The organism is Clostridium pascui (genome assembly GCF_016908015.1).
Classification (GTDB): domain Bacteria; phylum Bacillota; class Clostridia; order Clostridiales; family Clostridiaceae; genus Clostridium_AK; species Clostridium_AK pascui.
The window spans coordinates 213,535-237,754 of record NZ_JAFBDB010000003.1 but is presented as its reverse complement, the minus strand read 5'-3'; the positions used below and the strand labels follow the sequence as shown (position 1 = coordinate 237,754).

The 24,220-nt window shown below is 31.0% G+C and carries 19 protein-coding genes and 1 tRNA gene; 19 read left to right on the top strand and 1 reads right to left on the bottom strand.

Features of this window, described 5'->3' with window-relative positions; genetic code table 11:
- Positions 1-10 precede the first annotated feature (10 nt).
- Entirely contained in the window at positions 11-652 is a 642-nt protein-coding gene (gene nth / locus JOC70_RS09855; protein WP_204598724.1) for an endonuclease III, read from the top strand.
- 24 nt (positions 653-676) lie between these two features.
- Positions 677-1,834 carry an NAD(P)-dependent malic enzyme gene (locus JOC70_RS09850; protein WP_204598723.1) on the top strand — a complete coding sequence of 386 codons (1,158 nt, stop codon included), beginning with the start codon at positions 677-679 and terminating at the stop codon, positions 1,832-1,834.
- A 116-nt stretch (positions 1,835-1,950) separates the two neighbouring features.
- Here the strand turns inward: JOC70_RS09850 and JOC70_RS09845 are convergent, their stop codons facing one another.
- Positions 1,951-3,186, bottom strand: a complete 1,236-nt coding sequence (locus JOC70_RS09845) for a competence/damage-inducible protein A (RefSeq protein ID WP_204598722.1) — start codon at positions 3,184-3,186, stop codon at positions 1,951-1,953.
- Between the two features lie 306 nt (positions 3,187-3,492).
- Here JOC70_RS09845 and JOC70_RS09840 point away from each other — a divergent pair, with 306 nt between their 5' ends.
- From JOC70_RS09840 to JOC70_RS09760, 17 genes are all read left to right on the top strand, one after another.
- Positions 3,493-4,068, top strand: a complete 576-nt coding sequence (locus JOC70_RS09840; RefSeq protein ID WP_204598721.1) for a LemA family protein — start codon at positions 3,493-3,495, stop codon at positions 4,066-4,068.
- A 2-nt stretch (positions 4,069-4,070) separates the two neighbouring features.
- Positions 4,071-4,886 (top strand): TPM domain-containing protein, encoded by an 816-nt coding sequence (locus tag JOC70_RS09835; RefSeq protein ID WP_204598720.1) that lies wholly within the window; start codon positions 4,071-4,073, stop codon positions 4,884-4,886.
- Positions 4,887-5,106: 220 nt separating this feature from the next.
- Positions 5,107-6,369 (top strand): efflux RND transporter periplasmic adaptor subunit, encoded by a 1,263-nt coding sequence (locus JOC70_RS09830; protein ID WP_204598719.1) that lies wholly within the window; start codon positions 5,107-5,109, stop codon positions 6,367-6,369.
- Complete coding sequence (locus JOC70_RS09825; RefSeq protein ID WP_204598718.1) at positions 6,369-9,488, top strand: efflux RND transporter permease subunit; 3,120 nt, start codon at positions 6,369-6,371, stop codon at positions 9,486-9,488. The genes JOC70_RS09830 and JOC70_RS09825 overlap by 1 nt, the downstream gene beginning before the upstream one ends.
- A 164-nt stretch (positions 9,489-9,652) precedes the next feature.
- Positions 9,653-11,083 carry a TolC family protein gene (locus JOC70_RS19520; protein ID WP_204598717.1) on the top strand — a complete coding sequence of 477 codons (1,431 nt, stop codon included), beginning with the start codon at positions 9,653-9,655 and terminating at the stop codon, positions 11,081-11,083.
- A gap of 1 nt (position 11,084) precedes the next feature.
- Complete coding sequence (locus JOC70_RS09815) at positions 11,085-12,191, top strand: TolC family protein (RefSeq protein WP_204598716.1); 1,107 nt, start codon at positions 11,085-11,087, stop codon at positions 12,189-12,191.
- A 144-nt stretch (positions 12,192-12,335) separates the two neighbouring features.
- Positions 12,336-13,343 carry a zinc dependent phospholipase C family protein gene (locus JOC70_RS09810; protein ID WP_204598715.1) on the top strand — a complete coding sequence of 336 codons (1,008 nt, stop codon included), beginning with the start codon at positions 12,336-12,338 and terminating at the stop codon, positions 13,341-13,343.
- A gap of 141 nt (positions 13,344-13,484) precedes the next feature.
- Positions 13,485-14,864, top strand: a complete 1,380-nt coding sequence (locus tag JOC70_RS09805) for a VanW family protein (protein ID WP_341534880.1) — start codon at positions 13,485-13,487, stop codon at positions 14,862-14,864.
- Positions 14,865-14,951: 87 nt separating this feature from the next.
- Complete coding sequence (locus tag JOC70_RS09800; protein WP_204598714.1) at positions 14,952-15,902, top strand: AAA family ATPase; 951 nt, start codon at positions 14,952-14,954, stop codon at positions 15,900-15,902.
- Complete coding sequence (locus JOC70_RS09795; protein ID WP_204598713.1) at positions 15,899-17,053, top strand: DUF58 domain-containing protein; 1,155 nt, start codon at positions 15,899-15,901, stop codon at positions 17,051-17,053. Before JOC70_RS09800 ends, JOC70_RS09795 begins: the two co-directional genes overlap by 4 nt.
- 1 nt (position 17,054) lies before the next feature.
- Positions 17,055-19,268, top strand: coding sequence for a transglutaminase-like domain-containing protein (locus JOC70_RS09790; RefSeq protein ID WP_204598712.1), 2,214 nt, complete (start codon positions 17,055-17,057; stop codon positions 19,266-19,268).
- A 46-nt stretch (positions 19,269-19,314) separates the two neighbouring features.
- Positions 19,315-19,401, top strand: a tRNA-Leu gene (locus tag JOC70_RS09785).
- A gap of 196 nt (positions 19,402-19,597) precedes the next feature.
- Positions 19,598-20,419 carry a Cof-type HAD-IIB family hydrolase gene (locus tag JOC70_RS09780; RefSeq protein ID WP_204598711.1) on the top strand — a complete coding sequence of 274 codons (822 nt, stop codon included), beginning with the start codon at positions 19,598-19,600 and terminating at the stop codon, positions 20,417-20,419.
- A 15-nt stretch (positions 20,420-20,434) separates the two neighbouring features.
- The gene (gene splB, locus JOC70_RS09775; protein WP_204598710.1) at positions 20,435-21,457 is read left to right on the top strand and encodes a spore photoproduct lyase; all 1,023 of its coding nucleotides are present in this window, start codon (positions 20,435-20,437) and stop codon (positions 21,455-21,457) included.
- A gap of 149 nt (positions 21,458-21,606) precedes the next feature.
- Positions 21,607-22,074, top strand: a complete 468-nt coding sequence (locus tag JOC70_RS09770) for a tRNA (cytidine(34)-2'-O)-methyltransferase (protein ID WP_204598709.1) — start codon at positions 21,607-21,609, stop codon at positions 22,072-22,074.
- 11 nt (positions 22,075-22,085) lie between these two features.
- Positions 22,086-22,931: a DegV family protein gene (locus tag JOC70_RS09765; protein ID WP_204598708.1), complete on the top strand. Its 846-nt coding sequence runs from the start codon at positions 22,086-22,088 to the stop codon at positions 22,929-22,931.
- A 161-nt stretch (positions 22,932-23,092) separates the two neighbouring features.
- Complete coding sequence (locus JOC70_RS09760; protein WP_204598707.1) at positions 23,093-24,187, top strand: BMP family lipoprotein; 1,095 nt, start codon at positions 23,093-23,095, stop codon at positions 24,185-24,187.
- Positions 24,188-24,220 lie beyond the last annotated feature (33 nt).

Here is a 24,220-nt window from a genome sequence, read left to right as displayed (position 1 = left end):
GGTGATTTATTTGGAAAAGGAAAATATAGATAAGGTAATTAAAATTTTAGGAGAAACTTATCCAAATGCAGAATGTGAATTGAATTTTAAATCACCTTATGAGCTTTTAGTTGCTACAATTTTATCTGCACAATGCACAGATAAAAGAGTAAATGTAGTTACTGGTGAATTATTTAAGAAATATAATACGCCTGAAAAAATGGTAGGGTTAACAGAAGAGGAACTAGGTGAAAAGATAAGAAGCTGTGGGTTTTATAAAAATAAGAGCAAAAATATACTGGAGACATCAAAATCTATAATAATGGAACATAGTGGAGAAGTACCAAGAACTATGGAACAGCTTATAAATCTTCCTGGGGTTGGAAGAAAAACTGCAAATGTAGTATTATCTAATGCATTTAGTGTTCCGGCAATTGCTGTAGATACCCATGTATTTAGGGTATCAAATAGAATAGGAATTGCCCATGGGAATACTCCTGAACAAGTAGAACAGGAACTTATGGCAAATATACCTAAAGATATGTGGAGTATTACGCATCATTATTTAATATGGCATGGGAGAAATATATGCAAAGCTCGAAAGCCTGATTGCGAGATATGTCCTATAGCACCATATTGCAAGTATTACTTAGAAAATGTCTCAAATATTTAAAATTTACATAAAGGGGATGTTGTAATGAATATTAAAGAAGAAGCATTAAAACTGCATAGTGAAAAGAAGGGTAAGTTAGAAGTAATAGGTAAAGTGAATGTTAAGAACAGGCAGGACTTGGCGTTGGCGTATACACCAGGAGTTGCAGAGCCATGTCTTAAAATTGCAGAGGATAAAGAAAAAGCATATGAATATACTATAAAAGGAAATACTATAGGAGTTGTAACTAATGGAACTGCAGTTTTGGGTCTTGGGAATATAGGGCCTCTTGCAGGGCTTCCGGTTATGGAGGGGAAAGCATTATTATTTAAGGAGTTTTCAGGAATAGATGCTTTTCCAATATGTATAGATAGTCAAGACCCTGAAGAAATTATTAAAACTGTAAAGCTTATAGCACCTGTATTTGGAGGGATTAATTTAGAAGATATAAAGGCACCTGAATGTTTTTATATAGAAAAAAGATTAAAGGAAGAATTAGATATTCCTGTATTTCATGATGATCAGCATGGAACTGCTATAGTAGTTTTAGCAGGACTTTATAATGCACTTAAATTAGTAGACAAAGAAATCAATAAAGCAAAGATAGTTATAAATGGAGCAGGTTCAGCTGGAATTGCTATATGCAAGCTTTTATTAAATGCAGGAGCTAGAAATGTAGTTATGTGTGACATTAAAGGTGCATTAGTAGAGGGAGATGAAACATTGAACCCAGCACAGCAGGAAATTGCAAAGGTTACAAATAGAGAAAAAGAACAAGGGGCATTAAAAGATATTATAAAAGGAAAAGATGTATTTATAGGAGTATCAGCACCTAACATAGTGACTAAACAAATGGTAAGTACCATGAATGAAGATAGCATATTATTTGCTATGGCAAATCCAACACCTGAAATAATGCCTGATGAAGCAAAATTAGGTGGAGCAAGAGTAGTAGCTACAGGAAGATCAGATTTTCCTAATCAAATAAATAATGTTTTAGTATTCCCAGGAATATTTAAAGGTGCGCTAGAAGCAAGAGCAACAGCAATAACTGAAGAAATGAAACTTGCGGCAGCAAAGGGAATTGCAAGTATAGTTAGAGATGAAGAGCTAAAAGATGACTATATAATTCCAGATGTGTTTAATAAAGCAGTATGTGAAGCCGTGGCAAATGAAGTAAAGAGGATAGCAAAGAATAGCTAATATTTAATGGCAAATAGTTGATAGAAAATTGCGGTAAGCTTCTTACCGCAATTTTATTTTAAGTTTTTACGAAGTTTCATAAAAACTTACCCAAACTATTGCCTATTTAATAATAGCTATATTGTAAGTAATTTTCTTCTTAAAAAGTCTAGTGCAGAAGTTACAGTTCTTTGACGAACGCTTTGTCTATCACCAGGAAAACTTAATTTCTTTACATAAGTTTTTCCTTTTATATAAAGTCCAATGTATACAAGACCTACAGGCTTTTCATCTGTTCCACCATCTGGCCCTGCAATGCCTGTTGTTGAAATACCTATATCAGTACAAGAAGCTTTTGCAACTCCCTTAGCCATTTCTATCGCAGTATTTTCACTTACTGCACCGTAAGTTTCTAAGGTTTCTTTTCTTACACCAAGTCTTTTCATTTTAGCCTCATTACTATAAGTAACACATCCTTCCATAAATATTTTAGATATACCAGGATAATTTACAAGACTTCCTGAAAGGAGTCCACCGGTACAGGATTCTGCAGTAGATAAGCTTAAGTTTTTTTCGATTAGCATTTGAGCTACTACATTTTCTAATGGAGTTTCTCCTTCACCATAAATATTATCACCTAAAATATTACGTATTTCATGTTCTACAGGAGATATAAGTTTACATGCATCTTCTCTATTTGAGGCTTTAGCAGTAATCCTTAAAGTAACTTCATTTTCCTTTGCATAAGGAGCTATAGTAGGATTAGTTTGATTTTCTATTATATGAGATATTTGAGTTGCTAAAGAAGATTCCCCAACACCACAAATTCTTAAGGTTTTAGATATTAAAATACCTTGGTGAAATTTTCTAAGATATGGAACAACGTAATTTTCAAACATAGGTTTATTTTCTTTAGGGGGTCCAGGAAGTAAAATAAGAATTTTACCGTTAGCTTCTATAATACAGCCAGGAGCAGTGCCATGATTATTGGCAAGTACAATTGAACCTTCTGGGAAATAAGCTTGTTTTTTATTATTTTCTGTTAAAGTTCTATTAAGAGTTTTAAAAAAATATTCTATTTTATCCAAAGATTCCCTATGGAGTACTAATTTTTTATTAAAGTAAGTAGAACCTACTTCCTTTGTTAAGTCATCTGTAGTAGGACCAAGTCCACCTGTAGTTATTACTATATCGGATCTTTTAAAAGAAGTGTTTAATTCTTCTGTAAGCCTTTCTGAATTATCTCCAATTACAGATTGATGGTATACAAAGATGCCCATATCTGCAAGAGATTTTGAAAGATGCTGAGCATTAGTATTTATTATATCTCCTAAAAGAATTTCTGTACCAACAGCAATAATTTCAGCTTTCATAATAATCACATCCTTATTTTTATATTGTGTAATATTATTTTATCATAAAAGAAGCTTTCAGATGTTGTAGAGATTTTATAAAAAATCTAGGACGATTTTAGGTTTAATCTAATGCTCTATAATTATAATGATAACTTCAAAGAGAATTACATATACTGATTAAGGGAAATATAATATATACTACAATTGATGTAGTGCTTAGAAAGGAGTAAAATTAACTAAAAGCTAACAAATAGCAGAATTGACAACTATAGCTATATGCTTGATAATTAATCTAATATAATAAAAAGGAGAGTGTATGGCAGTATGAATAAAACCTTAAAAACTGTATTAATAGTACTAGCTGTAATTTTAGTTCTAGTGGTACCAGTGATATCTAGTTATAATAAGATGATTACATTAGATCAAAAGGTTAAAAAGGCAGAGTCAAATATAGATACTCAATTAAAAAGAAGGTCGGACTTAATTCCTAATTTAGTGGAAACAGTAAAGGGATACGCAACCCAAGAAAAGGAGATATTCACCGATATAGCGAATGCTCGTGCCAAACTTGGAGGAGCACAATCTGTAGGAGAAAAAGCTAATGCAGATAGTGAACTATCTGGAGCACTTGGAAGACTTTTAGTAGTTGTAGAACAATATCCGCAATTGAAGTCTAATGAAAACTTTAGAGACTTAGCTACAAATCTTGAGGGAACAGAAAATAGAATAAATATAGCAAGGCAAGACTATAACGAAGCTGTGGATGTATATAATACAAGTATAAGAAAATTTCCAGCGGCTATAATAGCTTCTTTATTTAGATTTGAGCAGAGAGAATACTATAAAATTGATGAGGGTTCAAGAGAAGTTCCTAAAGTAGATTTTAATATGGGCAAATAGACATGAAAAAAATATTTAAGTTTTTAACATGTATTATAGTATTTCTCTTGTTGCTGCCTGCACCTGTACAAGGTGCAGAAATAAAGTTTCCCTCACCAACTAGTTTAAAGTATGTAAATGACTACGTAGGAGTGCTTGACGAGGAAACTAAAGGATATGTAGTATCTGTAGGAAAGGAACTTGAAGATAAAACAGGGGCACAAGTTACCACAGTTATAATAAATTCATTAGAAGGAAACGACATAGAAACCTATGCGAATAAGCTTTTTAGGAGTTGGGGAATAGGACAGCAGGGGAAAAATAATGGTCTCTTAATTCTTATTTCCATGGAAGATAGACTTAGGAGAGTTGAAGTAGGAAAGGGGCTTGAAGGGGCTATACCAGATACCCTAAGTGATAGGATTATGGAGAATCTATTTAAACCTCCTTTTCAAGCTGGAGATTATAGTAAAGGAATAAGGAATTCCTATTCAGCCTTTGCAGATGCTGTGGCTAAAGAATATAACGTTACATTAGAAAAAAATAAACCTGTAAATTTAAAAGGAACTACCTCAAATACCGATAGAAGAACATCCAAGGCCCCAGGAATTATAATAGGGCTTTTAGTTCTAGACTTTTTATTAAATAGAGGAAGAATAACGAGGACGCTGTTAGAATTAATGTTTTGGAGTTCTTTCTTTGGTGGAAGGGGCGGAAGAGGAGGCCCTGGTGGCTTTGGAGGCGGAGGCTTCGGTGGAGGTAGTTCGGGAGGTTCCGGCGGATTTGGAGGTTTTGGAGGAGGAAGCTCTGGAGGAGGAGGTTCCTCAGGAGATTGGTAGAATATAACTAAGGCATTGATATAAAGTTAAAAATGATAATAACAATAAAGTCAAAGCTCTCATGGAATAGCATGGGAGCTTTAACTTTCAGGACTGATTTAATATTTTAGACAAAAATTAATAATATGTTTATTGTAAAAAATAGGGGCATTATTTATAATATACAGTGTAAATAATAGATAAAATTACATTTATATGTTCGGAAGGAGTATTTTAGTAAATGAGAAAAATAAAATTAAGAGGTCTTTTATTGACTTTGTCAGTCATTATTGTACTGACAGGCTGTTCAAAAGGAAAAGCTAACACTAAGTCTATAGAGAATGTAGAAGTAAATCTTACACCAGTTCAAGTAGCCATAGTAAAAAAGGATACCATAAAGGATATAACTATGGTTAGTGGAAAAGTAGTACCTACTCAAGAAGTAGATGTATCACCTAAGTTAGGTGGAAAGGTAACTAATATAAGAGTTAAGGTTGGGGATAGAGTAAATAAGGGAGATATATTATTTACTCTAGATGATAGCGATGCTCAGGCTAGAATAGAACAGGCGCAATCAGGAGTGCAGTCTTCGCAGGCAGCTATTGAGCAGGCACAATCAGGGGTAGCATCAGCGGAGGCAGCTTATAAGACTGCAAAGGCAAATTATGATGCAAGCTTAGAAAAAATACAAAATGCAAAAGTTAATCTAGAAAGAATGAAAGTGCTATATGAAGAAGGAATAATATCAAAGTCTCAATATGAGCAAGCAGAACTTGCTGCATCAGATAGTTCACTTCAAGTTTTAAAGTCTCAATTAGCTCAAGCAGAATCTGCATATAAGCAACCACAGGCATCACAAAAGCAAGCACAAGCAGCTATGGGACAGGCATCTTCGGCCTACAAGCAGGCGGTACAAGCCTTGGAAGATACTGTTGTAAGAGCACCTATAGATGGATTTGTAGCAGCTCTTAATATAGAAGTGGGAGAAATGTCATCAAGTATGCAGGCGCCAATTACCATATCTAGTTTAAGTAAGGTATATGTGAAAATAAATGTAACAGAAAATATTATTAATAAAATAAAAAGCGGAGATAAAGTAACAGCTAATTTTTCAGCACTAAATAATAAAGAATTTGTGGGCACTATAAGCACTATAACGCCTGTAGCAAATTCTACTACTCAATTATTTGATGTAAATATTGAAATAGACAATAAAGATAATGTTATCAAAGCAGGTATGTTTGCAAATATAAAGTTTAGTACAAATTCCAAAAACAATGTTTTAACTGTAAATAGCGAAGCGGTACTTCAAAAGGAAGATAAGAATATAGTTTACATAGTAAAAGATAATAAAACAATAGAAAAACAGGTATCCATCGGAATAGACAATGGAGATTTTGCAGAGATCACTTCAGGACTTGCTCAAGGAGATAAAGTAATCATAAAAGGTCAGCATTATGTAGAAAATGATGAAAAAGTAAAGGTAGTAGAAGGTGTAAAATAATGAATATATCAAAATTATCTGTAAAACGCCCTGTAACCACATTAATGTGTATTTTCATTGTCTTAATTTTCGGATTTGTTTCGTTTTCTAAAATATCCATTGATTTATTACCTAATATTGAGTACCCAGTAGCAATTGTATCTACAAGTTATCCCAATGTTGGATCAGAGGAAATAGAAAAGCTGGTGACAAGACCTATAGAACAAGCAATAGCTACTGTAGAAAATATAGATACTATATCATCTATAAGTTCTGAGGGGAATTCTATAGTAATAGTCCAATTTAATTTTGGAACGGACATGAATTTTGCTTCTCTGAAAATGAGAGAAAAGGTCGATATGGTAAAAGGAATACTGCCATCGGAAGCTAATAGTCCCACAGTTTTAAAATTAGATCCTAATTCGCAACCTATAATGCAGCTTTCAGTATCACAAGGGAATGACTTGGCAAAGGTACAAGCATTTGCAGAGGATACTATTAAGCCAGCATTAGAAAGAATAGAAGGAGTTGCATCTGTAAGTATATCAGGAGGATATGAAAAGGAAGTTGTAATAAACACTAATGCAGCTAGATTAAAAGGATATGGGTTAAGCATTGACTATATTGCACAAATACTTTCAGCAGAAAATTTAAACTTGCCAGGTGGTACGGTAAAAAAAGGTAATCAAGAATTATTCATAAGAAATATTGGTGAATTTACGAATTTAGAAGAAATAAAGAAAGTACCTATACCTTTAAAAACTGGAGGAATAATTTATCTTTCAGATGTAGCTGATATTTCTTTCCAAAATAAGGATAAAACTTCTATTTCAAAGTTAAATGGAAAAGAAACCATAAATATTAGCATACAAAAACAATCAGGAACCAATACTGTTAAAATAGCAAATCAAATAAATAAGCAAATAGATAAACTAAAGAGTCAATACTCAAATTTACAAGTAGAGAAGGCGTTTGATCAGTCAGAATATATAAGTAAGTCCATAAGTAATGTATCGAGTAGTGCTATTACAGGATCAATACTTGCGGTACTTATACTTTACATATTCTTAAGGAATATAAGAAGTACTTTTATTATAGGGACTTCTATACCAATTTCTATAATTGCAACATTTATACTTATATACTTTAATGGAATAACTTTAAACCTTATGACATTAGGCGGATTAGCGCTTGGGGTTGGTATGCTTGTTGATAATTCAATAGTTGTACTTGAAAATATATATAGATATAGGCAACAAGGATATTCAAAAGTTGATGCAGCTATACAGGGAACTCAAGAAGTAATGATATCCGTTATAGCCTCAACGCTTACGACAGTGGCAGTTTTTTTACCTATAGCATTTGCTCAAGGAATTACTGCCATTATATTTAAGGAGTTAGCTCTAACTGTTACATTTTCTTTAGCAGCATCGCTAATTGTTTCTTTAACTCTTGTTCCTATGCTATCTTCAAAACTATTAAAGATTGATGAATATCAAGGAAGACATCATGAGGGTAAGAATAAGTTATTTGCTAAAATTTATGATGGATTTGATAAGGTATTTGCATTTGTAGAAAGTAAATATAAGGGGCTATTAGCTAAAGCGCTAAAGCATAGAAAGATAACTATTATTATTACATTAGCTGCATTTATATCAAGTATGGCGTCTTTGGCAGCAGTAGGATTTGAATTTTTCCCTGCAACAGACGAAGGACAATTTACTGTAAGTGTAGAGTTACCAGAAGGAAGTAAAGTTAAAGATTCAGAACAATTCCTAAGTAAAATTGAAAATAAGATAAAGGGTATAAAGGAGATAAAATCAATATTTTCTAGTGCTGGAGGAGGAGGAGGCATGTCTTTCACTTCATCAGGACAAAATAAAGGAAGTCTTACAGTTAATTTGGTACCTTTAAAAGAACGAAAGCGAAGCACAGCTGATGTAGTAGATGAGGTAAGAAATCTAGTTAAGGATACGGCAGGAGCTAAAATTAACATTCAAGCAGCTTCTTCAAGCATGGGAGGCGTTGGATCAGCAATTAGTATAGAAATAAAGGGTGATAATTTAAATACTTTAAAGAATATAGGGAATAACTTCAAAAACGTTGTTGAATCGGTAGATGGAACAAGAGAAGTTAAATTAAGTTTGACTGAGGGAGCACCAGAAGTGCAAGTTAAAATAAATAGAGAAAAGGCTTCACAATATGGAATTACCGCAGCACAACTTTCAACACAAATAAAGGGAATAATGGACGGCAAAGTAGCCACTAAATATAAAATAGATGGAGACGAATTAGATGTTGTTATAAAAGGTGATGATGTATTTTCAGAAAGTATATCTAATTTAAAACAAGTCCTTATACAGACACCTACGGGAATAAATGTCCCTTTAGAGCTTATAGCAGATGTTTCTATAAATCAATCAACATCATCAATAAATAGAGAAAATCAAGTTAGAACTATTACTGTAAATAGTGATATATATGGAAGAGACTTAAAAAGCATTACAGATGAAATTTCAACTAAGTTGTCTTCGGTTCAGATGCCAGAAGGATACACCTATGAAATGGGTGGGGAAAATGAGCAGATGATGGATGCTTTTAGTGATTTGATACTTGCATTAGGATTGGCTGTAATACTTGTATATATGATACTTGCAGCTCAATTTGAGTCCTTGATTCATCCATTTACTATTATGTTTGCAGTCCCACTAGCTTTCTCCGGAGGAATATTTGGACTATTTATAACAAGAAGAACTTTTAGTGTACCAGCCTTTATAGGGTTAATAATCTTAGCAGGTATAGTAGTTAATAATGCTATAGTTTTAATAGACTACATAAAAACTAGAAGAGGTAGAGGAGAAGATAGGGAGGAAGCTATATTAAATGCAGGGCCTACGAGATTAAGGCCAATATTAATGACTACATTAACTACAGTATTAGGACTTGTACCTATGGCACTTGGAATAGGAGATGGGGCAGAAATTCAAGCTCCACTAGCTACTGTGGTTATAGGCGGGCTTACCCTTTCTACATTACTTACATTAGTAATAGTACCTGTAACATATACATTGTTTGATGACTTAACAGTTAGAATAAAAAAGAGACTTAAAAGAACTATTAATAAAGAAATTACTATGTAATAAATAAGAGTTTATGTTCTAGAGGAGAAGGATGCATACGTAGATCCTTCACCTCTATTACTTAAAATTCTTTTCAATTAATATCTTTATAAAATAACTATTAAATTAAATTTAATGGCAACTTATAACTTGAAAATAAATATAAAAAGGGGGAGTGAGAAGAAGTGAAAAAGAAGCGTTTCTTAATAGGGATACTTTCTGCAGCATTAATAAGTGTAATAACTATTTCTCCAATGTTAAATATAAAGGCATCTAGCGCAGAAGACAATACAGTATTAAATTTAACGAAGGAAAAGGCAGTAGAAATGGCTCTAAGTAATGTTGATAATTTTCAAAAGTTAGATACATTATCTAAAAATATGAATATACAACTAGATATGGCGTTAGATTTAAAGGAAAAAATGCAGGAGACTCTAGATGCTATACAAAATTACAAAAATCTTTATTCAAGAGAACAAAAGATAGAGGGAAATCCTGCATATCACTTAAGACAACAATTAATTTTACTAAATAGCAAAAATCCTAAAAGTCCAGAAGATGAAGAAATGATAAAAAAACTTGAAGAAGAAATATCAAACAATCCATTGTCAGAAGATGAAGAAAAAGAATGGGGAAAAATTAAGTTATTACCCGGGGAATTTGTCAAAATAGAAGTTTATAAGCGTATGTTTGGAGGAAAACCGCCTAATTATACTGCTAAAGAAGAATTTAATATGTTTATAAAAAACAGAGATTTTGTATGGTATTCAGTGGATAAAGAAATAGAAAAATTAGATTTAAGTAAAGAAGCTGCGGCAGAAGGTATTAAAAATTCGGTAGCAGAGTTATACGATAATATAGTTCAATTAAAAGATGCAATAAATCTTCAAGAAAATGTTTATAGCAATCAGAAGAGAGAATATGATAATTTAGTTATACAGGTAAACCAAGGACAAGTACCCGAAACAGAAAAAATAATAGCTGAAACAGAATTAAATAAATTAAAACTTCAGATAGATCCAATAAAGCGAAATAAGGAGAACTTAGAAATGGCTCTTAAAAAGCTTTTAGGAATAAGTCTGACTAGAAGCGTTAGTATTGAGGGACAGCACATTTCACTAGAGTCGATACCAAGTATAGAAAGTCTGGTAAATAGTGCATTATCTAAAAGGTCGGAAATAAAAAGTGCTCAAATTGATATTAATGTAAAAGAAAGAGAATTTGATATTGCTAAGGGTTATTTAGATAGCGAAGATAACGAGCTAAAAAAAGCAGAAAGTGAAGTTGCACAAAAAAAGTTAATTTTAAGTAATGTAGAAAATAATATAAAATCAGAAATAAATAAAGCGTTTTTAGAGATACACGAAAAAGAAAGCATTATAGGTTTGAATAAGGCTAAGTTGGAAAATAAAAAGAAACAGTTGGGACTTATGGAACAAAGATATAAGCAAGGTATGATACCTATGAGTACGGTCCTAAGTTTTAATTTAGCTATATTATCTGCAGAGATGGAATATCAAAATGGTATGCTTGATTTAAATAAATCTATAAATAAATTAAAATCAGCGTCTGAGATAGGACCATCTTACTATGAATCTATAAGTGGAGGGAAGTAACATGAAAGAATATTATATAAAAAAACATAAAATTATAAGTCTTATCGGTATTACTGTATTAATTGCAGCGGTTTTTTATGGGGGGAAAATAAATGTTACTGCATCCAATAATAATGTAAGTAGGACTGATGCTATAAAACTTGCGCTAGATAATAATAGAGATTTAGGTCAGCTATTTGAAAAAAATAAAACAGCTAAGTTGGATTATGAAGAGGCAGTAGATGTTAAGTATAAAGAAGGAGATAGCGAATTAGAAACTGCAAAGAGACAAGATCTCTATCCTATGAAGACTGAAAAGGCAGTCAAAGATTCGGAAAATGAAATAAGTGAAAAAAAGAAATCCTTAGAAGTAGATGTAGAAGAAAAATATTTTAGTATTCTTATCGAAGATGAACTTATAAATTTACAAAATTATAAAGTAGAAACTTTATATAAGCAACTTGAAAATAAAAATAAACAAGTAGAGCAAGGAACTATAGAAAAAACTTCTACTATGGCTGAGGAACTAAATCTTGAGGTAGGAAAAAGTGAATTATTAAAACTACAGAGAGAAAAACAAAATTTATTAATGAATTTAAAAAATATTATGGGAAAGAATTTGAACGATAATATAGTTTTATCAAGTGAGGAGATACCAGTAGCTGAATTAAAATTAAAGAATTTAGATGATACTATAAAGCAAAAGATTCAAGATAATTATGATGTTGTATCATTACAGAAAAATAAGGAGCTCCTAGAAAAGGAAAAGGAAGTAACAAATGATAACAATGCTGAAGAATTATATGATGACCAAATAAAGATTTTAGGTAATAATATAATTCAAGCAAATTATGATATAAAAGACAAGCAAATTTCCATAGAATATAAATTAAGAAGTGACTACAACAACTTATTAAATCTAAAGGATGATATTGAAATTAAAAAGCTTGATTATGAAAAAAATAAAAAGTTATGGGAATCAGCAGTAAAAAGACAAGAGGTTGGAATGAGTACGGAAACAGAAACTAGACAGGCTAAGGAAGCTATGGATAATTCAAGCATCTTATTAAAACAGGCACAGCTTAAATATTATATAGCAGTAAAAAGTTTTAATAATTTAATAAGTTAAGGAGTTTGCGTTTGCAAACTCTTTTTTAATATTAATATAAATTTATAATAGATTAAGTTAAAATTTGATTGAATAAGAATAACTTGAAATGAGAAATATAATCTTAGATATAGATTAAAATCTATTAAAGGAAGTGTTTAATACATGCCAGATGCTTGGACTCATATTCTTTGTGCTGAAGATGTTATAAGTAGGATTTCAGATGAGATGTATATAAATATACTTAAAAATAATAAGGAACTTTATTATTTTGGAGCTCAAGGACCAGATCCTCTGTTATATTGTAATTTCTATAATCCCTATAAGCGTAAGTTTATGAAAAAGTTAAGTCAAGTACTCCATACCGCCAAAACCTCAGAGTTTTTAATTTTTCTTATAGAAAGTCTAAAGGAATCAAATGACAGCAGAGAATTTGAAAAAGTATTTGCTTATGTATCCGGATTTATAACTCATTACGCATTAGATACTCTAGGGCATCCTTTTATTTATTATTTTGGAGGAGTATATGACCCTAAATATTCTAGTACTAAAAAATATGATACATATCATAAGGAACTAGAAGTGATAATTGGAACAATTGAGGTCAAAAATAGATGGGGAAAAGATGCATATAATACTCCTATTTTTAAGCAAATAGAAATAAGGGGAGTAATGCCACATTGTGTAAATCAATTGGTTCGAAAAGGGTTTTGGGAGGTCCATAAAATAAGTGTAGAAGAAAATTTAATAGAAAACTCGTATAAGGATATGAAGAAGAGTTTAAAATACATGATGGATGAGAATGGATGGAAAAGGAAGGTGCTTTATGTAGGTGAAAAGATATTCTGTAAAAAATTTAAAGTTAAAGCAAGTATATATCCTAAATATGTAAATGGAACTTTAGATTATCTAAATAAGCAGCATAGCAGATGGAATCACCCCTGTAATCTTAACGAAGTGTATTATAGTGATTTTGATGAAATTTATGAAGGTGCAGTTAAAGAGTGTAGTAAGATGATATGTTCTGTTATAGATTATTTAAACTGTAAGATTTCGGTGAATGAAATAAAGAATGTTTTTCCTGATAAATCTTATGAAACGGGAAAGACTTTAGAAAATTATTCAAAAATGCGGTACTACAAATGTATTTTTGAAAAAAATGTAGAAAATTAATTTTAAATTAGTAAGAGAATTTCACTTAGATGAGATTCTTTTTGATTTTTGGTAAAAACTTTTAGTGTTTATAACGTGTAGGATTGTTGTACAAGCACATTTTTATTAGTATAATATATTAGGAAGTTAGAGGTGATACATGTGGAAAAAAAGAGGAAGAAAAGAAAGAAGAAAAAAGCACTAATATTAATACTATTATTTTCAGTTATAACAGTTGCAGGTATAGTATCTGCAGGGATAAGTTACATGTATAACACAGTCAAAGCCTATGAAGGATTAATATATCCAGGGGTAGTTGTGGGCAAAACGGACTTATCTAAAAAGACACCAGAAGAAGCTAAAAAGATACTTAAAAGCGAGTATTTAGATAAAATAGTTACAAAGGAACTTGCTATAAATACTCCAGAAAAAAAGTACAACATTAAGTTTGGGGAAATAGGTGCTAAATTTGATTTAGATAAAGCAACAAACGAGGCTTTAAACTACGGGAAAAGTTCAAATCTTATTTCAAAATATAAGCTTATAAAGAATCCTGTGCAAAAAAATGTTAATCTAGATTTTTCCTATAACGATAAAAATGTTAAAAGTTTTATTGCAAATATAGAAAAGGAAATAAATAGGGAACCTATAAATGCAAAGCTTACGAAAGTAGGAGGATTTAGTGTTTCAGAGCATCAATCAGGAAGAAAGCTTACAAGTGATAAGTTACAAAAAGATCTCTCATCTAAGATTAATGGAGAAGTTGGGGTAAATATAGAAATAGAGGCACCTATAGAAGAAATAAAGCCTACTATAACTTCTGATAAACTTAGATTAATAAATACAAGGATTTCATCTTTTTCAACTAATTATGGAGCGATTTCATCTCCACAAAGAGCTAATAATATTGAAAGGGCAACTCAAAGTATAAATGGTACTGTATTAATGCCGGGAGATACATTTAGTTTTAATGGAGTTGTGGGAGAAAGAACTGTAGCAAGGGGATATCAAGCGGCAGGTGTTATAGTAGGAAATCAAATTGAATCAGGACTTGGTGGCGGAATATGCCAGGTATCATCTACTTTATACAATGCCATACTTAGAGCTAACCTAAAGTCTACTGAAAGGGCTCATCATACCTTGCCATCTAGTTATGTGCCATTAGGAAGAGATGCCACTGTGGATTGGGGAACTATTGATTATAAGTTTAAAAATACATTAAATTATCCTATATATATTGAAGCATATACTGCAGGAGGAAATGTGGCATTTAGTGTATATTCAAATAATCAATTAACCTCCAGAAGTTATGATGTAACTTCAGAAATATATGAAACCATTCCATCAACAACACAAACAGTACAAGATGCCTCATTACCAGAAGGTGAGCAGCAAGTAACTCAAAAGGCTTATACAGGATATAAAGTAAGGGTTTATCAAAATATCTATGAAAATGGAAGACTTATAGATAAAGAACTTATATCAAACGATTTTTATAGACCTGTAAATGGACTAATAAAAGTAGGAACTAAGAAAGGTTAAATGTAAGAACATACATTAAAGAATTAATTTAATGTATGTTTTTTTCTTTATAATTGGATATAATTATAAAGAAATGGGGGGAGAAATATGGATAGCGAAAAATTTATAAAGAATATAGTTTATAATGTTAATAATATAATAATAGGAAAAGAATATGAGATTTTTAATATACTAAAAGGCATAATTGCAGGAGGACACATACTTATAGAGGATGTCCCAGGAGTAGGAAAAACCACACTAGTAAAGGCCTTGGCAAAATCCCTTAATTTAAACTATAGTCGTATCCAATTTACACCAGACTTATTGCCATCAGATATTTTAGGGGTCTCTATATATAATCAAACAGTTCAGGAATTTCAGTTTATAGAAGGACCTATATTCACAAATATACTACTGGCAGATGAGATAAATAGAACTTCACCCAAAACCCAGTCGGCTCTTTTAGAGGTAATGGAGGAAAAGCAAGTTTCTGAGGGAAGGGAAACCTATAGACTTTTAGAGCCATTTATAGTACTCGCAACTCAAAATCCCATAGAATATGAGGGAACTTTTATAATGCCTGAAGCCCAATTGGATAGGTTTATGATAAAGGTTAATATAGGATATCCAGAAAAAAGTTACGAAGAAAAAATGCTTAAGGTTTACAGAAATGAAAACCCTATTGGAAAAGTAAATGTAATTGGAAGTAGGGAAGACTTATTAGAGCTTCAGAAAATATGCAGAGGAATATATGTATCAGATGATATAAACACTTATATAGTCAATCTTTCAGAGGCTACAAGAAATAATAAATACGTATCATTAGGGGTAAGTCCTAGAGCTTCATTAGCTTTACTTAAAATAGCTCAAGCTTCAGCTCTTATAAATAGTAGAACTTACGTAATTCCTGAAGATGTGAAGGAAAATGTAGTGAAGGTATATGCGCATAGAATTATACTTTCACCCGTTGGGAGAGCTAATAATTATACTCAAGAGCAAGTCATAAAAGATATTATAAAAACAATACCTATACCTAGAATTAAGAGAGACATAAAATGATAAAGATAAAGAGGTTTTTTATAATACTGCTTTTAGGTACGTTAACTTATGCATATTTAGATGGAAGTATTTTTGCATACTCATTATTTCATAGTGCTTTTTTATCGTTAATAATTGCGTTTATTTACTTGATATATATTAGAAAAAAGGTTGCAGTAGAAATAAGATTTAATAATGATAAGTTATATACCAAGGAGCCATGTGAATTTACAGTTATAATCAAAAATTATAGTATACTTCCCATCCCATATTTACAAATATTTAATAAGACATTATGTGATTTTGGGAGAAATTTTAAAAATGATGTAGTGATTCTTTCAGGGGATAAAAATAAAAGAATAAAGGAGAAATTATGCTTTAATATTAGAGGGATATATAATTTAGGAGTTACAGAAATTATAATAAAGGACTTTTTATATATTTTTACTACAACTTTTATATTGAAGAGTAATCAATGTATAAGTGTGTATCCTAAGGTGCACTCTTTTAATTCTAAAATAGTTCATGGATATAATGAAATTAGCATAATAAATTCAAATAGAAAAAACGTAGATGGCGAATCCTCTGTAAGAGACATTAGAAAGTATAGAGTAGGAGATAGTTTGAAAAACATACACTGGAAATTAAGTGCTAAGTATGGAGAACTGTATATAAAAAACTTTGATTATTCCTCTGGAGAAAAATACAGCATTTTATTAAACATGAATAAATTAAATATTATAGAGGAAGACGTAGTTGAGGAAAAAACAGTAGAACTTTGCATTTCACTTGTAAGTTATTTACAAGATAAATGTATAAAAACAAAGGTTTATATAAAAAATCAGGAAAATAGAAGCTTTTACATTGAAAAAAGAGGAGACGTTAGCGAACTTATGGAATACTTCCTTCTTCATAAAAGCAATGGAGAAGGAAAATTTCAATCTTTCGTATATGATTCCTTAAACAGTGTAGGTAAGAGCACTTTGATAATAATTACTGGGGTATTAACAGAAGAACAAGTAAATATAATAACAAGCCTAAAAAGAATGGGATATAATTTAGAAGTTGTGTACGTCAATATAGACTTTAAAGATCTAAGGCTCCTGGAACAACTTAAAAAAAATGATATTAATGCGTTGTCATATAGAGAACTTATAAAAGAAGAGGAATGATATGAAAGGTATAAAAGAGTTTTCGATAAGGATTATACTAATTTATTTAAATTTCATATTCATATTTAGAGTAATGGAGGTTGCCTTTAAAATAAGTAACTTTTCTTATGTGACAGTCTCCTTCTTATTTTTAATGGTAATAGCATTAGTATACGTTTTTAAATTTATAATAAAAAAGTCCTATATTAAGATTTTGCTAATATTACTTATTGTAAGTATGTTGTTTTTGGGTATATATAACAACATAGAATATATAAATAAGTTAATTATAAAAAACAATTCTTATATGCAGTATTTAAATAATGCCATATATAATAGGGAGGGTACTGAGTTTTCTCAGTACAAAATTTTAATTTTAACTTTACTTCCGTTACTCATATTAATATCTATATTTTTTTCAAGTATATTTATTAATTTTATATTAATTATAACTTTTGCAGCTACTGCTTTTTTCTGGTATTACGGATATACTTTTATAGTAAAAAAGTATTTGTTTTCATATCTTATGCTGACTATAATAACTTTTTCAATAAACAATTTTTTTAAGGAAAAAATAGTACTAAAGCAAAAGAGTATAAAAGCAGAGTTGCCCATTGTAAAGACTGTTCTTTACATTGTTATACTAAGTTTAATAATTTCATCTTTGCAAAGTTTTTTTCCTAATAATTATAAAGGTCATTATGGTGAAGTAAGAGATAATATTACAAATAAACTTTTTCCTAGTAAAAATGCTGCAAGCCATATGTATAATATATCATCATCAGGTTATCCCAGTACAGAATCAAAGCTTGGAGGCCCTGTTACGGTAGATGATAGAGAAGTTTTCAAGGTAAGAAGTGATAGACCATATTATTTAAGGGGAAGTTCTAAGGATTTTTATGATGGATTTTCTTGGAGAAATAGTAGTGATACATTTGAAAAAGTGGGAGATAGAAATCCACTTCCAAAGATTGAAGGGGGTAGAAGCTTCTTTCTTAAAACAGAAAGTACGGAAAATGAGTTAACTATTTATCCAACTAACTTCTATACTACTACTGTTTTTTCAACTTTATATATACAGGGAATGTCTATTGATAATAAAACTTTATATATAAACAAGGAAGGAGATTTAATGTCTTCTAAGGTGATAAGTACACCATATACTATAAGGTTTTATGATGATAGCCAAAAATACAGTAAAATAACCCCTGATACAAAAAATTCCATAGTAATGGATGCTATAGATTTTGAATATAAGAAATCTTATCTGGAAGGAGAAATGGAAAATTATAAAAGATATTTAGAATTGCCTGAAAACATTCCCAGTAGGGTGTATGATTTAACGAAACAAATAACATCCAAAAATAATAATGCTTCTGAAAGTCTAATGAGTATATATAATTATCTTAATAAAAATTATAAGTATTCTCTTGAAGTTTCTAACATTCCTGAAAATAAGGAGTTTGTAGACTACTTTCTATTTGAAGAAAAAAAGGGATATTGCACTTATTTTGCAACAGCTTCTGTAGTAATGCTTAGAATGGCGGGTATTCCTGCAAGATATGTAGAAGGATTCAATATGACCAATAATAAGAATGAAAATGGGCTTTATGTGGTTACAAATAAAAATGCTCACGCTTGGGTAGAAGTTTTAATATCCCCTACATATAACACGTGGGGAGTATTTGATGCAGTGCCTAGTGCCCCGGAAATTTTAAGGACGCAGGAAGAAAAGGCTAAAGAAAAAGAAAATAACGAAATTCAGGAAAAGTCACAGGAGATTAATAAAGGTGACCAAAAGATACAACAGCAATTGGAAAAAGAAGAAAAAAACATAGATTTAAAAGAGATTGTTATAAATAAAGTATTGTGGATTGTATTAGGAGTGTTTTTTGTTATATGTATATTTATGTTAATTAAAAAGTACAGAAAAAATAAAATTATAAAATCACAAAGTGTAATTCCTCTGTATCAATATATATTATTAAGATTAAAAACTGAGGGAATAATTATTCCAGTTAATACTGGCGATTTAGAGTTTTGGAAAAACTATGATGATGTCTATATTAGATTCCTAATGAGCGATTTATGTACTTTAGCTTATGAAGAATATTATGGACAATATAATAATCTAAAAGGATTAGATAAGATAAGTTATTATAATTCTATAGAAAAATATCTAAGAGGTAAGCAAAGTAAAGTTAAGTATATATTCTTTTATTTTGTAGTATTGTAAATTAAAGTATACATGTTATAATATTTATATAGAATATTATGGTAATGCGGATATGGCGGAATTGGCAGACGCACTAGATTCAGGTTCTAGTGAAGGAGACTTCGTGCAGGTTCAAATCCTGTTATCCGCACCAGTAAAGTTTGAAATATCAAAGTTAAAGTGCCTCCACATAACAAGGGAACTTTTGCCTTAGGCAAAGGTTCCTTTTTAATTACATATAAAATTAAGTTATAAAGAACAATATATACAGATACTGAGTTGGACAGAAATAGGCACTATTTATATAATAAGTATTATGTAAATAATAATTAATGAAAGGGATGTTTGAATTGAAATATAAATTAATATGTATAGATATGGATGGAACATTGTTAAATAAAACTGGAGAAATAAGTAAAAGAAATTTAGAGGCTATTAAGATGGCTTCTAAAAACGGAGTAAATGTAGCCGTTACTACAGGAAGGCTATTTGCATCTGCTAATTACTTTGCAGATCTTTTAGAGGTAAAAACTCCTGTTATAGCATCTAATGGAGCATATATAAGAGAGAAGTCCAGTGATAAGGTTATATATAAATCACTTTTAGGTTATGATAATGCCATAAAAGTAGTTGAAATACTCAAGACATTTGATTTATATCCTCACTTTAATACCTATGATTCTATTTTTACAGAAAGGATCATTAACTCATCCTTGTTTTATTCTAGGTTAAATGAAACTTTACCAGAGGACAGAAAAATAAAAATTTGTATTGTAGAAGATTGGCAAAAGGTATTAAAGGAAAATGAAGGTGAAATACTAAAATGCATAGTTATAGATAAAGATATAGAAAAGATTAAAAAAGCTAAGGAAGAAATTAATAAAATAGAAACTCTAGAAGTAGTAAGTTCCTTGAAAAAGAATTTTGAAATAATGGCAAAGGGAGTATCTAAGGGGAAAGCGGTAGAGATGCTTGCAAATTATTATGGCATTGATAGAAGTGAGATAATATGTATGGGAGATAATGAGAATGATTTATCCATGATAAAATATGCAGGTCTTGGAATTGCAATGGGTAATGCAGAGGATTTCGTAAAAGAAAGTGCGCATTATATAACAGATACTAATGATAATGATGGGGTAGCAAAAGCTATAGAAAAATTTGTATTATAAGCTAGGAGGAAAGTTATGTTTATACCTAGGAGAATAATTTTTGAGAAGGGTTCGTTAGATTATGAAATAGGTAAAAATATATATGAGAAGTTTAAAAGTGCGTCAGATGTAGAAATAATACAATTAACATCTAACAAGATAAAGCAAAGCATTCCTGGAGATAACTTATATGAGTTTTATAGGTCAGGGAAAAATACCTTAGTAGTAGGGGTAAAAAAGGGATTTAAGTATCAATCCTGTAAGCCATCAGCACATTATCAATTACCTTTGGTGTCAGGCTGCATAGGGCAATGTGAGTATTGTTATTTAAATACTAATCTAGGGGATAAACCATATATAAAGGTTAATGTTAATATAGAGAATATACTTATTAAAGCTAAAGAGTATATAGATGAAAGACTTCCAGAGATGACAATATTTGAAGGATCGGCAACCTCAGATCCTGTGCCAATTGAACCATATACACATTCTTTAGCAAAGACTATAGAGTTTTTCGGGGAAAGTACAAATGGCAGGTTTAGATTTGTTACAAAATATAATGATGTAGATGGACTGCTTAATTTGAAGCATAATGGCAATACTGAAATAAGGTTTACCTTAAATACTTTTAAAGTTATCAGCGACTATGAAAAGAGAACTGCGCCAATTGATAAAAGAATAGAAGCAAGTGCAAAAGTAGCAAAAGCCGGATATCCAGTAGGTTTTATTATAGCGCCAGTATTTTTATATGACAATTGGAAAGAAGATTATAAGAACTTATTATTAGAATTACATGATAAAATCCCAAGGGATTTAAGATATCCAATAACATTTGAAATTATTTCACATAGGTATACAACCAGAGCAAAAAATATAATATTAGAAGTATTTCCGCAAACTACATTACCAATGATTGATGAGGAAAGAAAATATAAACATGGGCAGTTTGGATACGGAAAGTTTGTATATAAAAGGGAAGAGTTAGAGGAAATAAAGGTCTTTTTTACAAATCAGATAGAAACAATATTTGAAAACAAAATTATAAAATATGTAATATAATTATCAAATGAAGATTTACTATATAAATCAAGTAGTGTAAAGGGGTACGGTGCTTAATACAAAGTGGTAATTGAATAATTAGTAATATTAGAGTAATATATTTATTATAGATTTGTACTGATGAGTTAAATAAGTAAGGGGGAAAAAAATTGAATTTAAATATAGTTTTGTTTCAGCCAGAAATACCACAAAATACTGGAAATATAGCGAGGACTTGCGTTCTTACAAATTCTAAGCTTCATCTTATAAAACCTTTAGGTTTTAGTTTAGATGAAAAACATTTAAAAAGAGCAGGGCTGGATTATTGGAAGTACTTAGACCTAACTATTTATGAATCCTATGAGGAACTTAGAGAAAAGTATGCAGATAGCACGTTTTATTTTTCAACTACCCATGCAGATAAGCTTTACTCAGATGTAAAGTTTAAACAAGGAGATTTTATCGTATTTGGAAGAGAGTCTAGTGGACTGCCTGATTACATAAGAAAAGAAAACACTGAAACATGTATAAGGGTACCTATGATAGAGAGTTCAACTAGATCTTTAAATTTATCTAATACTGTATCTATAATGACCTATGAGGCATTAAGGCAAATGGAATTTCCAAATATGAAATAGGAGGCAGGGTGTTGGAAAAAATAAAGATAGTAACGGATAGTACTGCAGATTTGCCAAAGTCTATAGTAGAGAAATATGATATAGAAGTTATACCTCTATTAGTAAATATTGAAGAAAATACCTATAAGGATGGCGTAGATATATTTTTAAGAGAACTATTGGACAGAATGGATAAGTCTGAAGCTTTCCCTACTACCTCACAAATAAACCCACAGCGGTTTTTAGAGTATTATAAGAAATATTTAAACGAAGGGTATAAAATAGTATCTATACATTTATCATCTAAAATGAGTGGAACTTATCAGTCTGCATGTATTGCAAGGGATATGTTAGACACTGAAAATATAGTAGTAATAGATTCATTAAATGTAACCTCGGGACTTGGAATACTAGTTGTGAAAGCTGCCATATTAAAAGAAAAGGGAATTTCTATAGATGAAATAAAAATGGAAATTAAAAATACAATACCCCATGCTAAAGCTGCATTAGCATTTGAGCATTTAGATAACTTAGTCAAGGGCGGAAGGCTTTCTAAGACTGCGGGAGTTATTGGTAATATTCTTGGAATAAGGCCAATACTTGGAGTGGTTAATGGAGAAATGACTGTAATAGATAAAGTAAGGGGAAGCAGAAAAGCAGCAAGATATATTATAGATTATATGAACCAAAATGGAATACAAAAGGGAGAACCTATGGCACTTCTCCAAGTTGAAAATGATGATGTACGATTACAACTTAAAGAGTACCTTTGTGAGAATGGCAATGATTTTATGGAATGTGAAGTGGGTTGCGTAGTTGGTGTTCATGCAGGGAGAGGAGCTTGCGGAGTGTTTTTCATAGAGGAATACTCATCATAATTAATTACGATCATTGAATATAAAATGGAATAAGTTAATCTCGAATTATGCAAATGTAAAAATTATTTTTCATATATTTATAAATGAAGGATAATTTGGTTATTTGTAGAATAGTAATGTTAAGGATTACATTATTTAATTATTATAGGAGGGAATTACAAATGAACAAGAAAAGAATAGTTTCATTATTAGCAGCAACAATAATGACAATGTCATTACTTGCAGGCTGCGGTGGCGGGGAAAAGAAGCCTGCAGATCAAGGTGGTACAAAGCCTGCAGCAACTGCATTAAAAGTAGGTCTAGTTACCGATCAGGGCGGTATCAACGATGGATCCTTTAATCAATCTGCACATGAAGGCATAACCAGAGCAACTAAAGACCTTGGTGTTGAGCAAATTCCAGCTGTAGAATCTAAGCAGCAGGATGCTTATGAACCAAATTTAAGAACTATGGCTGGAGCAGCTGATTTAACAGTTGGATGTGGATTCATGATGAGTCAGGCCATGGCAAATGTTTCAAAACAATTAACAGATAAAAAATTTGTTGTAGTTGACGCTGTGGTTGACAGTCCAAATACTTTATCAATAACATTTAAAGAAGAAGAAGGATCTTTTCTTGCGGGAGTATTAGCAGGAAAAATGACTAAAACTAATAAGGTAGGATTTATAGGTGGAAAAGAAGGAGAGGTTATAAATAGATTTGAATCTGGATTTATAGCTGGTGTTATGTCTGTTAATCCAGAAGCAGGAAAACTTTTAATGCCTGTAAATGCTAAAACTCCAGGTAAAAATGTTAAATATGTTGACTCCTTTGATGATCAACAGAAAGGTGTAGAAGCAGCTAAAATGTTATATAACAGTGGATGTGATATAGTGTTCCATGCAGCAGGTGGAGTAGGTCTTGGACTTTTCAAGGCTGCTAAGGAAATGAACAAATGGGCTATAGGTGTTGACTCTGACCAAGCGGCAGCACTTCCAGATTATAAAGATGTTATAGCGTTTTCAATGGAAAAGAAGGTTGGAGAATCAGTTTATGATGCTATAAAAGACCTTAAAGGTGGAAGCTTCCAAGGAGGACAGCATAAAGTTCTTGGAATAAAAGAAGATAGAGTTGGAATAGCGTCTACAGTTAATGAAAAGGTTTCTAAAGAATATATAGAATTAGCGAATAAATATAAAGAAGCTATAAAAGAAGGAAAGTTTAAAGTTCCAGGTACAAGGGATGAGCTTAAGGATTTTAAAGCTCCACAGCTATAATAGTTTGGCTAGGTGCTTACGCATCTAGCCTTT